The sequence below is a fragment of the Algoriphagus marinus genome (genome assembly GCF_001936475.1).
In the GTDB taxonomy this organism is placed as follows: domain Bacteria; phylum Bacteroidota; class Bacteroidia; order Cytophagales; family Cyclobacteriaceae; genus Algoriphagus; species Algoriphagus marinus.
The window spans coordinates 50,527-63,681 of the sequence record NZ_MSPQ01000015.1; the positions used below are offsets into that span (position 1 = coordinate 50,527).

The 13,155-nt window shown below is 37.5% G+C and carries 10 protein-coding genes; 5 read left to right on the top strand and 5 right to left on the bottom strand.

Annotated features, from left to right (window positions below; all coding sequences use genetic code 11):
• Nucleotides 1-104: 104 nt before the first annotated feature.
• The 5 genes from BVC88_RS19005 (at nt 105) to BVC88_RS19025 (ending at nt 5,028) form a co-directional block, all read left to right on the top strand.
• Nucleotides 105-1,022 carry a DUF4412 domain-containing protein gene (locus BVC88_RS19005; protein WP_075352316.1) on the top strand — a complete coding sequence of 306 codons (918 nt, stop codon included), beginning with the start codon at nt 105-107 and terminating at the stop codon, nt 1,020-1,022.
• Between the two features lie 65 nt (nt 1,023-1,087).
• On the top strand, nt 1,088-1,597 hold the full coding sequence (locus BVC88_RS19010) for a dihydrofolate reductase (protein ID WP_075352317.1): 510 nt from the start codon (nt 1,088-1,090) through the stop codon (nt 1,595-1,597).
• Complete coding sequence (locus BVC88_RS19015) at nt 1,590-2,375, top strand: SDR family oxidoreductase (RefSeq protein ID WP_075352318.1); 786 nt, start codon at nt 1,590-1,592, stop codon at nt 2,373-2,375. The genes BVC88_RS19010 and BVC88_RS19015 overlap by 8 nt, the downstream gene beginning before the upstream one ends.
• Nucleotides 2,376-2,385: 10 nt before the next feature.
• Nucleotides 2,386-3,636 (top strand): competence/damage-inducible protein A, encoded by a 1,251-nt coding sequence (locus tag BVC88_RS19020; protein WP_075352371.1) that lies wholly within the window; start codon nt 2,386-2,388, stop codon nt 3,634-3,636.
• Between the two features lie 96 nt (nt 3,637-3,732).
• Entirely contained in the window at nt 3,733-5,028 is a 1,296-nt protein-coding gene (locus BVC88_RS19025) for a dihydrolipoamide acetyltransferase family protein (protein ID WP_075352319.1), read from the top strand.
• 33 nt (nt 5,029-5,061) lie between these two features.
• On the opposite strand, the gene BVC88_RS19030 is transcribed toward BVC88_RS19025, so the two are convergent.
• The 5 genes from BVC88_RS19030 to BVC88_RS19050 are packed head-to-tail and all read right to left on the bottom strand — an operon-like array spanning nt 5,062 to nt 13,039.
• A complete protein-coding gene (locus BVC88_RS19030; RefSeq protein ID WP_075352320.1) occupies nt 5,062-7,923 on the bottom strand; it encodes a PAS domain-containing hybrid sensor histidine kinase/response regulator in 2,862 nt (953 codons plus the stop codon).
• Nucleotides 7,920-8,930: a PDC sensor domain-containing protein gene (locus BVC88_RS19035; protein ID WP_075352321.1), complete on the bottom strand. Its 1,011-nt coding sequence runs from the start codon at nt 8,928-8,930 to the stop codon at nt 7,920-7,922. Before BVC88_RS19035 ends, BVC88_RS19030 begins: the two co-directional genes overlap by 4 nt.
• Nucleotides 8,931-8,957: 27 nt before the next feature.
• The gene (locus BVC88_RS19040) at nt 8,958-9,197 is read right to left on the bottom strand and encodes a hypothetical protein (protein WP_075352322.1); all 240 of its coding nucleotides are present in this window, start codon (nt 9,195-9,197) and stop codon (nt 8,958-8,960) included.
• The gene (locus BVC88_RS19045; RefSeq protein WP_075352323.1) at nt 9,197-9,610 is read right to left on the bottom strand and encodes an OsmC family protein; all 414 of its coding nucleotides are present in this window, start codon (nt 9,608-9,610) and stop codon (nt 9,197-9,199) included. Before BVC88_RS19045 ends, BVC88_RS19040 begins: the two co-directional genes overlap by 1 nt.
• 51 nt (nt 9,611-9,661) lie before the next feature.
• Nucleotides 9,662-13,039: a methylmalonyl-CoA mutase family protein gene (locus BVC88_RS19050; RefSeq protein ID WP_075352324.1), complete on the bottom strand. Its 3,378-nt coding sequence runs from the start codon at nt 13,037-13,039 to the stop codon at nt 9,662-9,664.
• Between the last annotated feature and the right edge of the window lie 116 nt (nt 13,040-13,155).

Consider the following 13,155-nt stretch of genomic DNA (forward strand, 5'->3'; position numbering starts at 1 on the left):
ACTTAAACCATTTAGGTTTCAAGATTTATTCATAATTATTTCAATATTCAATTGATTTTATAGAACTTGAATTGTTTTTTAATTCACTTTTAAACCAATTCACTATGAAGATTATTGGAATTAAAATATTGCTTTTTTCCACACTATTTGGGCTTTCAACTACCTCAGAGGCACAATTTATCAAGAAACTAAAGCAGGCGGCATCCCAAGGAATGGAAAATGCCATTGAACAAAAGGTCGAAGAGGAAGCCCAGAAAATGATGGCTCGTCAACTTGAAAAGCAATTGGCGGGGCTATATGGTGAGGATGCTCAGGGGGCTCCAGTCAATTTCGATATGAACAAGATTTTAGCTGGAATAGGAGAAGAAGTGCCTACAGCGGATTCTTATGAGTTCACCGGATTCGTGACAATGGAACTTGAGACAAAGGATGAAAAAGGTAAATCTATGGATCCTATAACCATGAAATCTTTTTTAGGTCAGAATTCGGAGTACACAGGTATGGAAATTTCAGACCCAAAGAATCCAAATACAATTACCATCATGATCTTTGACATGGAAAATAAAGCTTCCATCCTTTTAATGGAAAACGAAGAGACAAAAAACAGTTTTGCCTATAAATTGGATTTTGATGATGTCCTAGATGAAACTTCAGTTTCGGTAGAAGAGTCAAATTTTAAAATTGAAAAAACAGGCAACACCAAAGATATCCTTGGCTATACCTGTGACGAATATTTTGTAAAAAGTGAAGACGGTCAGGGTACTTATTGGATTACAGAAGATCTGATCAATGGATCAAATTCATTTTGGAGCAGTAATAGTCCATTTGCAAGTAGCAAAATGCAGGAAAAATACGCTGACCATTTTGCCAATATGCCAAAAGGAAATTTTATGGAAATGGATTTCACATCTACAGATGGATCGGAGGTAATGATGAAAGTGATTGATATACAAGCATCACAGCCCAAGACTTTCAAAATGTCTGATTATCCAAACATGATGCAGAGTATGAAGCAACAGTAATTCTGTCTTCAATTATTTTTTATAGCAGGCAGGGGTGTTATCTTCATGACATATAAGATTAAAAAATGAAGATTTCACTCATTGCTGCCTTGGCAAAAAACAACGTCATAGGAAAAGAAAATGAATTAGTGTGGAGATTGCCAGTTGATTTCAAACGGTTTAAATCAATTACTTCAGGACATTACATCCTGATGGGGAGAAAAACCTTTGAGTCACTTGGAAACCCTCTTCCCAACCGAACCCATTTGATTGTAACCCGCAATAAAAATTACACCGTACCTGAGGGGCATTATGTTTTTCAAACTGTAGAAGAGGCATTTATTTTTGCAAGCAAACTACAAATAGATACACTCTATGTAATTGGTGGTGGTGAGATTTACAGTCAAACCATAGACTTGGCGGATGAATTACTGCTCACCGAAGTAGATGTCTCTCCAGAAGGTGACACCTTTTTCCCTCAATTTAATCGGGAGGAATGGAAGGAGACTTTCCGTGAATTTCACCCAAAAGATGATCGCCATCAATATTCGTTTTCATTTGTAAACTACGAAAGAATCCAAAAAGAAAATGCCTAATCAAACTATCTGGATCACCGGTGCATCCTCAGGAATCGGAGAAGGGGCTGCAAAATTATTCAATTCAAAAGGATACAATGTCATCCTTTCTGCCAGAAATGAAGAGGCATTAGTAAAAGTCAAAAAGTCTTGTGCTTTTCCAGAGCGATGCTATGTATTGCCATTAGACTTGATTGATCAGGATTCTTTTCCATCAAAAACAAAGGAAGCGATCCAGGCGTTTGGGAAGATAGATATCATGGTCCATAATGGAGGAATCAGTCAACGATCTCTGATTCACGAAACAACACTGAAAGTAGACCGGAAATTGATGGAAGTAAATTTTTTTGGAACAGTCGGACTGACAAAAGAGCTTCTCCCCCATTTCATCCAAAATAAATCCGGTCAATTCGGAGTAGTCACGTCCCTTGTAGGAAAGTTTGGGACACAATTCAGATCTAGTTATGCAGCATCAAAACACGCCCTTCATGGATTTTTTGAATCTTTAAGGGCGGAGCTTTTTAAGGAAAACATCACTGTGACGATGATTTGTCCAGGATTTATTAAAACCAATGTTTCGATCAATGCACTTACTGCTGATGGATCCGCACTCAATGAAATGGACGATGCTCAGGCAAATGGCATGAGTCCTGAAGATTGTGCCAAAGCAATATTTAAAGCTTTGAATTCAAAAAAGGAGGAAGTTTACATAGGAGGAAAAGAAACATATGTTGTTTATCTAAAGCGCTTTTTTCCTACTATTTTTTCAAAAATTCTCAGAAAATCAAATGTCCGATAATACTCAATTAATGAAAGTCGTCAGAGCAGAAATTATAGCAATTGGAGATGAATTACTCTATGGACAAATCGTCGATACCAACAGTCACTGGATAAGTCAAGAGCTTGATTTGATGGGTGTAAAGGTGGTACGCAAAACAACGATAGGTGATGATAGAAAGGATATTCTCGCTGCATTTTCAGCGGCGGAATCAAGAGCAGATCTCATCCTAATCACAGGTGGACTAGGCCCCACCAGAGATGATCTGACCAAGCCATTGCTTGCGGAATATTTTTCATGTCCGATTATTGAAGTTCCTGAAGCCGTAAAAGCGGTTTCTGACTTTTTTCAAAGAAGAGGTAGAGAAATGACACCTTTGAATATACTTCAGGGACATTTACCGGCTTGTTGTACTTATGTTCCCAATGAAGTAGGAACTGCGCCAGGAATGTGGTTTGAACGTAATGGTACTTATTGGATGTCCATGCCTGGTGTGCCTCATGAAATGAAAAAGCTCATGAAAGACTTCGTTTTGCCTCAGTTGCCAAAAATCTTTCCATTGCCTGTAATTTTTCACAGAGTCATAAAAACTGTAGGGATTGGGGAAAGTTGGTTAGCAGATTTAATTTCAGATTGGGAAAATGCTTTACCTCAAAATATCCGACTGGCTTATCTCCCCTCTCTTGGACATGTGAAGCTCCGACTAACTGGATTCGGAACATCTAAGCCTGAACTTGAAAAGGCAGTGGAAGACCAAATTACACTAGTTTTGCCCAAAATAGAAAAGTATGTCTATGGTTATGATTCAGAAACATTGGAGACTGCAATAGCAAAGCTTTTGAAGGATCAAAAGAAAACCATAGCTTTAGCAGAAAGCTGCTCAGGTGGCTATATATCCCATTTAATCACCAGTGTTGCGGGTAGTAGCACTTATTTCCAGGGTGCAATCGTCCCCTATCACAATCAGTTTAAAACAGCGCTTCTTGGAGTAAAAGAAGAGACTCTGGCACAATATGGTGCAGTCAGTGAAGAGACCGTGAGGGAGATGGCAGCAGGAGTTAGGGATACGTTTAATGCAGATTTCGGACTATCGAGTAGTGGAATAGCCGGTCCTGATGGTGGATCAGATGAGAAACCTGTAGGAACAGTATGGATTGCATGTGCCTATGGCGACCAAATAGAAACAAAAAAACTTCAATTGACGCAGGATCGAGCGTTAAATATTCAATTGACTGGAGTGGCAGTATTAAATTTACTGAGAATTTGTATTTCGAATAAATAGCAAATAAAATTTTAACTGAAAGGTTTGGGATAGTATTTGATAAAATTTAATTTTAAAGATTGAATATAAACCCAATTTAATTATAAAATCAAAATCATGGCAAGTGTAGAAATGCTGATGCCCAAAATGGGCGAAAGTATCACAGAAGGTACAGTGCTCACCTGGCTAAAGAAGGAAGGGGATGTAATCGAACAAGACGAATCTGTCTTAGAGGTAGCAACAGATAAAGTAGACACGGAAGTGCCAACTATACATGGAGGAGTATTGAAAAAAATACTTGTCAAAGAAGGTGATGTTGTGGCAGTTGGTGCTCCGATAGCAATTATTGAGACTAGTGGTGAAGTATCTGAACAGGCAATAACTCCTACACAATTACCTGATCCAAAAGAAGAGATTTTGGAGGTAGCTCCTGAGCTTACTAATTCCATAATTGAAAATTCAGATGGCCAGAGCAATTCTTTAGAGGATGATCGCTTTTATTCTCCTCTTGTGCAAAGCATCGCTAAAGCAGAAGATATTTCAAAAAGTGAGCTAGCCAAGATTCCAGGAACTGGAAAAGAAGGCCGCGTCACTAAACAGGATATGCTTTCTTATTTGGATAAAAGAAGCAAAAACGTTTCTGAATCTGCTGCAATTGCTTCACCTTCTATTTCTGCTCCAAAAGTCCAGATTAGTATTTCAGCTTCAGATGAAATCATCGAAATGGATCGTATGCGCAAGATGATTGCACAGCGTATGGTTGAATCCAAGCGTATATCAGCTCATGTGACTTCATTTGTGGAAGCAGACATGACGAACATTGTTCTTTGGCGAAATAAAAACAAGGATGCATACAAAGCAAAGTATGGTGAGGGAATCACTTATACCCCGTTTTTCATTGAAGCAGTAGCCAAAGCTATACGGGATTTCCCTATGATTAATATCTCTGTAGATGGCGAGCGAATTATTCGTAAAAAAGATATAAACGTTGGGATGGCAGTAGCACTTCCTTCCGGAAATTTAATTGTTCCTGTCATCAGAAATGCGGATCAATTAAACCTTGTAGGGATTTCAAAGAAAGTAAATGATTTAGCCAATCGAGCGAGAATAAATAAACTTAGTCCTGATGATCTTGCAGGTGGAACTTATACAGTCTCGAATGTGGGATCATTTGGTAACATCATGGGTACTCCTATTATTCCCCAACCTCAGGTGGCTATTATGGCTGTCGGAGCTATCGTCAAAAAGCCTGCTGTAGTAGAGACTCCTACAGGTGACGTGATTGCGATCCGGCATAAGATGTTTCTTTCGCATTCCTATGACCACCGGGTTGTGGATGGGTCTTTAGGAGGGATGTTTGTCAGAAGAGTCGCAGACTATCTGGAATCATTTGATATCAACACATTACTTTAAACCAAAGGGCTGATTTTTTAAATCAGCCCTTTTTTACTTTTCGTCCCGTTGAATTCGGATCGAAAACAACTTTAGTTTCTCTGCAAGTGATAATAATCGAATCGGTTTAGTAAGGTAATCATCCATTCCAGATTCAAACGCCATCTTTCGATCTTCATCAAAAACATTAGCAGAAAGCCCGATAATATAAGGATGATGAGAATAAGGCATGGACTTAATCAACTTTGAGGCCTCTAAACCATTCAATATCGGCATTTGAACATCCATTAAGATCAAATCATAGTCATTGGTATTCACTAGGTCGACAGCTTCTTTTCCATTTTTTGCGATGTCAAAATTATATCCCAACTGTTCCAACATTAGATTCATCAATTGAAGATTCAAGTCATTATCTTCTGCCAATAAAATTCTAAGGGGATATTCACCTGCCATTCCAATCCAACTTTTTCTATTTTGATCAAAGGTTGAACTGTGGTCAGTAACTGAATTTGTTGAGATCTTTAAAAGAACATTAAAAATAAACTCTGAGCCTATTTGGTCTTCGCTTACTATTTTCAACTCTCCCCCCAACAATTCCACAATTCTTTTGGAGATGGCAAGTCCCAAACCTGTTCCCTGAAAAGAACGTGTTTTTGAGCTATCAACTTGAAAAAATGGGTCTGTGAGATGAGGAATCAAATCTTTAGGAATTCCAATACCTGTATCCTTTATAGATACATTCAGAAAAACAAGATCTTCGGAAACTTCCTCAGTGGATACAGAAATTATCACTTTCCCTTGTCCCGGAGTAAATTTCAAAGCATTTCCTAGAATATTCAAAAAGACCTGTTTGATTTTTTCAATATCGCCTTCCAATACAATATCGGTTCCTTCTGAAAACGAAAGAACAACCTCTATTTTTTTCTTTTGTGCAAGCCCGGATAAAATCTGAACCTGTTTTTCCAATTCATCTTTAGGAATAAAAACCGAATTATGAATCTCAATTTTTCCAGATTCAATCTTTGAATAATCTAGAATATCACGGATAATATTCAAAAGAGAATTCCCTGAGTTTTTAATTATTTTCAGATACTCATTTTGAGTATCATCCATTTTCGTTTGCTCCAGAAGGTCAATAATACCAAGTAAACCATTCATTGGAGTTCTAATCTCATGACTCATATTTGCCAAAAAATCTGATTTGGCTCGATTAGCCTGATCTGCTGAATTCATTGCATCCAAAAGCCCTTGTTCCCATATCCGCTGACTAGTGATATCTCTGGATATAGACATCATTTTGTTTTCATCGAGAGGAAATATTTTTATTTCATAATATTTCTCCTCAGAATTGACTCTTGTTCTTAAGTCTACAGATTGTAGTATTCCAGTCTTTCGTGCAATTTTGAAAGCTGATTTAATATGCTCAATTTGATTTTTTGGAATTAATTCTGTGAATTTTTTCCCCAAAAGATTGAACCCCGGCTTTACCAAATTATCTATTAGTTGGACTTGATAATCAATGATGATACCCTGATTATCATATATGAAAATAAAATCCGGGATATTTTCAATTAAAGTTCTTAAGCGTTTTTCACTTTGAACCAATTCTTGCCTGGAAATATGATTTCTTGTAATGTCAGTACAAATTCCAATTCCTCCGGTGAATTTTCCATCGTTATCAAAGATTAACTTTTCGAAAATTCGTAAATAGATAACTTTTCCATTTCTATTGACATAGTCATATTCAAAGTCAATATACGAGGCTTTATCATGAAGTGCCTTTTTAACCAAATCTCTAATTCTACCTGCGTCTTTTTGATCTTTTTTATCATTAAAAGCTGATATAAAACGATCTTTTGAAACCCCCAATACCTCTCCTACTTCATCGCTGACTCGAATAATTTGGCCTTTGCTATCATGAAAAAACACGAATCCACGTAACTCCTTCAATAATAAATTTTGCTGATCAAAAAGTTCTGAAATTTCTTTTGATCGTTTTCTCAGTAGGCGTTCGGATTTAATTCTATTTCTCAAGAAAAAAGTAAATAGGACAATAATCCCTACCAGAAGAAAAACCAAACCCAAAAACAAAAGAAAATAAGTTCTATAAACCCCTTCAGTAATCGGTTCAGATTCAATCATGAATAATAAAGAAGAAGCTGGGGATATATCTCCAAATCGAAATGGATACTGGACTAGTATCCCTTCATGGTCCAGATCTTCATAAGTCCAGCCCACTTCATAAACCCCCAAAATCCCAATTTCAATGTCATCCATTAATTTTTGGTAGGACTCTGAATCTATTTCTAAATCAGAAAACCCATCACCTGGATTTATATCTTGGAATTTCCCGTTTAGAAATAAACTCTTTTTTCCATCTGGATTTAGGTAATAATTTTTTACAAAATCCTTGGCAAAAGCCACAGGGTTCAACTTAAAAATCATTCTAAACCCTAAGGTTTTTCCCTGTAGTTCATATTGGTATTCTGAATTTCTAAAAGCTTCTACATCTGATTTGTAAACACCTCTGATAAAATCATTTCTGGGAGTTTGAGTCATGAAAATGACTGAATCCTTAAAATCCACTAAAACAGTGTCAATCAGGCCAAAGTAATTAATAAATACTCTTTTGGTCGATTTTGTAAAATCATCATTATAATCTTCCTCGTCTAGATCAGAATCCTCAAGATAGTCGCTTAGAGAATTGGCATAATCCATGAAACGACTTATTTCAATCTCCAAATCTATGGCAGCGAGTTCTGTCTGCTTTCTTAGAAATTCTTTTCTGGAATTAATCTGGGTATTATTTAAAGCTTTGAAAAAGCTAACCCCCAAAATTAAAATCAAAAGAATCAGGATGAACCCCAAGCCTATTGTCCAAAAAAAATCTTTACGATAGCTTTGAGATTTTTTCATGGAGGAGTTGGATTAATTTCAATTAAAATCCAATCTAACAAGTCGAATGAGACCTTATAAGCAGAATAAGGACTAAAATCCTCATTAAAGAAATAATGGTTTTGACCTTCAAAAAGTAATTTTTCAGCCATTTCCCTTACTTCCTCATTTTTACTATTAAAAAGATTGAAATCAGAAATTCTGAAATTATCCTCCTGAATAGTTTCTCTATATACGTGATTTCTTAGTGGGGGAAAACTCAAAAGCTCTATCGACTCTGAATTCCCGGCGACAATATCCCCATTTTTTGTAACGATTAGGTAATTTTCATTTCCTCGTTCGAGATATCGAGAGATGATCTCATCCACTGTGATGTCAATTCCTAAGACAGAAAAAAGACTATCTCCATCATAAACTGGCTGGATCAAGGATAAAATCCAACCTCGTCCCACTGGATCTACATAAACATCAGGAATCCAAACAGGACCCCTTGAAGGGTTATTTTCTGCATTTCCTTGGTAAAAAAAATTGAAACTTTTGAGATCTATATCTTTTGATAAAAACTCCTCAATATCATAAGCCGGAAATACTCTTGATATTTCGTTAGAGGAGTTTGAATACACCTGAGCCACAAAATTATATTTGTAGTAAATTCCACTGAAGGCAGAGTCTAAACTATTTGTAAGAAATACATCTGAGAGTTTTTCATCATAATTCTCTTGAGGTCTCAATATTGCAATTGAACTCAATGTTGAATCACTCCCGGGCCTATTACCAGAGAAACCATTTTTAAAGGTGTACTTATTTCTATCAGCTTGATTAAGAATAGTTTCTCGATTGGAAAGAAGAAATTCATGGAAGTCTTTCAGAGATATTATTTCTTTTTCAAGAAGAAATAACTCTTCTTCCATCTCATGGACCAAGGTTTCGAGTTTAGAAATATCCGCCAATTCTCCTTTTTCATTGCTTCTATTACAAGCAAAAAGAATAATTGAGAACAGAAAAAAAACTAAAATTCTTAAGACCATACCAAATAGAAGCGTTCCTTCTGAAAATTAGATTTTTTCCATTTGGGAACGAAATGAATCTCCCATTTCTCCAAATCTTAATTTGACTTTTTCAAAAAACTCCCCTTCTAAAAAGGAATCTAAATCAGCTTCCTCTAGAATATCCAATTCACTCATCTTGAATGTCTGCTCCATCGGACCAAACTCATATTTAAGAATGAACTTATTGTTCCAGGAGAAAACACTTATACGGATTTCATCTTGAGTAAACTCTTTAACTACTCGCATTATGGTCTTTTTACCTGAGCTGAGAAGCTGATTTTTGATTTCAATGAAGAGGCAACAGAGCAATATTTCTCTACGGATAGTGCTACCACTTTGATAAATTCCTCTTCTTTGGCATCAGGAGAAACAATCGTAAACATCAGCTTGATATCGGTGTAAAATGCAGGTGTGCCATCATTTCGATTCCCTTCAACTTCCACATAAAAGTCAGTGATGGTTTTTCGCTTCTTTCGCATCATCAATACAGCATCTACTGAGGCACAGCCACCAAGTGCAGAAAGCAATAAATCCATTGGGGATTGTGCCTTCTTTTCAGGAGCATCATACATGTCAATTTGAACCACATTTCCTTGCGGATTGACAGACTCATACTCGTAGTCCGCTTTCATGCGAACCGTTACATTTCTCTTTGACATATTTTTAGATCTATTTTTATGATTCTTACCTCAGTTCACCAAAAGGATGGATTACATGTTTCTTCTGTATTGACCTCCAACTTCATACAAGGCATTTGTAATTTCACCAAGTGAACAATATTTCGCTGCTTCCATCAATTCAGCAAAAACATTTTCATTTTTTACGGCTACAGTTTTCAATTTCTGAAGCTCAGCAGATACTTTTTCTGAATGTGCAGCATGTAGTGTTTGAAGCGTTTTGATTTGAGCTTCTTTCTCGCTTTGGGTAGCTCTGATTACTTCTCCTGGCGTCACCGTAGGAGATCCTTCCGATGAAAGGAAGGTGTTCACTCCAATTATTGGATACTCTCCTGTGTGTTTGAGCATCTCATAGTGAAGACTTTCTTCCTGAATTTTTCCACGCTGATACATAGTTTCCATAGCTCCAAGAACTCCTCCCCGCTCCGTAATCCGATCAAACTCAACATACACAGCTTCTTCTACCAAGTCAGTCAACTCCTCAATTATAAAAGACCCTTGAATAGGATTTTCATTTTTGGTCAAGCCCAACTCCTTATTGATAATCAATTGGATAGCCATTGCTCTACGAACTGATGCTTCAGTCGGAGTCGTGATGGCTTCGTCATATGCATTGGTATGTAGCGAGTTGCAATTATCATAAATCGCATACAAAGCTTGCAGTGTCGTCCGGATATCGTTGAAGTCGATTTCCTGAGCATGAAGTGATCTTCCCGAAGTTTGAATATGGTATTTCAACATCTGAGAACGCTCGTTTGCTCCATATTTCAATTTCATTGCTTTCGCCCAAATTCTTCTTGCGACTCGGCCTATGACAGCATATTCCGGATCGATTCCATTGGAGAAAAAGAAGGATAGATTTGGTGCAAATTGATTTATATCCATTCCTCTGCTCACATAATATTCAATGTAAGTGAACCCATTGGAAAGGGTCAATGCCAATTGTGTAATCGGGTTTGCACCAGCTTCTGCAATATGATAACCGGAGATAGAAACGGAGTAAAAATTCCGAATCCCATTTTCGATAAAATATTGCTGCATATCTCCCATCAACCTTAGGGAAAACTCTGTTGAGAAAATACAGGTATTCTGTGCTTGATCTTCTTTTAAAATGTCAGCTTGGACTGTTCCCCTGACCTTGGATACGGTATCTGCTTTAATTTTTGCATACACCTCAGCAGGTAAAACCTGATCTCCAGTGACCCCCAAAAGCATTAGTCCTAAACCATCATTTCCAGCAGGAATTTCAGCATTGTATTTTGGTCGTTCTATACCTTTCTCGGCATAAATCGCTTCAATTTTTTTATCTATTTCTTCTTCAAGTCCATTGGCTTTGATATAAACCTCGCATTGTTGATCAATGGCAGCATTCATAAAAAATGCCGTCATAGTCGCAGCAGGTCCATTTATAGTCATGGAAACAGAGGTCATAGGATTGACCAAGTTAAATCCGGAATACAGTTTCTTCGCATCATCCAGGCAGCAAACATTGACTCCCGAGTTTCCGATTTTGCCATAAATATCCGGACGATAGTCAGGGTCTTCTCCATAAAGAGTCACTGAATCAAATGCTGTAGACAATCGCTTTGCCTCCATATCTTTTGAAACATAGTGAAAGCGCTTATTGGTACGCTCAGGACCACCCTCACCAGCAAACATTCTGGTAGGATCTTCTCCTTCCCTTTTGAAAGGGAAAACTCCTGCTGTAAAAGGAAATTTCCCAGGCACATTTTCTCGCAAGCCCCACTTCAACAAATCTCCCCAAGCTTCATATTTTGGTAGAGAAATCTTCGGAATTCGCGAATCAGAGAGAGACTTAGTATAAGTTTGAATTTTAATTTCTTTGTCTCTGACCTTGAAAACATAGAAATCATCCTGGTATCGCTGCACTTCTTCGCCCCATTCCTCAATCCACTTTTTATTTTTCGGATCAAAGTCAAGTTCCACTTGAGCGTAAACTTCTTGCAATTCTTTGATCAATCGATCCTTATCATCAACCTTTAAATTCTGAATGGCTTCGATCGACTTTGAGATACTATAAAGCTTTTGAGCGATATCTTTTTGAGATTCTACCCACGAATCATAATTTCGATTTACTTCTGCAATTTCAGAAAGGTATCTAGTCCTTGAAGGTGGAATGATGTAAATCTTTTCTGATGTGCCTGCGGTCAGTTCAAAAGTGCTTTCCCAACCGGAATGTTTCTCGCTGATTTTGCCAATCAGTGCCCGATAGAGCTGATTCATTCCCGGATCATTGAACTGAGAAGCGATTGTACCGAAGACAGGGATTTGATCATCCTCAACATCCCATAGATTATGATTTCGCTTGTATTGCTTTTTCACATCACGAATCGCATCTAAAGCACCTCGCTTATCAAATTTATTCAGGGCGATTACATCTGCGAAATCAAGCATATCTATTTTTTCCAATTGAGATGCTGCGCCATATTCTGGGGTCATCACGTACAACGAAAGATCAGAATGCTCAATAATCTCTGTATCCGATTGACCAATTCCAGAAGTCTCAAGAATAACCATGTCGAAACCGGCTGCCTTGACTGTGTCTACAGCATCTTGCACGTACTTCGAAAGCGCGAGATTAGATTGACGAGTAGCCAAAGATCTCATATATACCCGTGGGTGATGAATCGCATTCATTCGAATACGATCCCCCAAAAGAGCACCTCCTGTTTTTCGCTTGGAAGGATCCACAGAGATAATTGCCAAAGTCTTATCTTCAAAGTCCATTACAAATCGACGAACTAATTCATCCACCAGTGATGATTTCCCTGCTCCACCTGTACCGGTGATTCCAAGAACTGGGATTTCTGAATTTTTGCTTTCCTTTCTTACTTTATCCAAAAGTGCTTTAGAATTCTCAGGAAAGTTTTCAAAAGCTGAAATTGCTCGACCGACATGTTCCTTGTGTGCTTTGTCAAGAATAAATCCTTCTGGCAACTCATCTCCTATGGCAAAATCGCATTGACTCACTAAGTCATTGATCATTCCTTGAAGTCCTAGCGCACGTCCATCATCAGGAGCATAGATTCGATTGATTCCGTAATCATGTAGTTCTTTAATTTCTTCAGGAAGAATAGTCCCTCCTCCTCCACCAAAGATCTTGACATGACCCGCTCCCTTTTCTCGAAGCAAATCATACATATATTTAAAAAATTCTACGTGCCCGCCTTGATAGGAAGTTATTGCAATCGCCTGCACATCTTCTTGAATCGCACAGTCAACTATCTCCTGTACAGATCTATTATGACCTAAGTGAATCACCTCGCAACCAGTAGCTTGAATGATACGACGCATGATATTAATAGCTGCATCGTGCCCATCAAAAAGTGAAGCTGCTGTTACAATTCGAATGTGGTTTTTGGGTTTATAAATCTCCTGTGTAGTAGTCATGAATTTGGGTTATTCTATTTGATTATTAAAGCGAATTTTAAATGGGAAATTCACATTTTAAACGGCTTTGCGAATATACAGAATTCCAAAAAGACGGACCTCAGTAAATCGAAAGA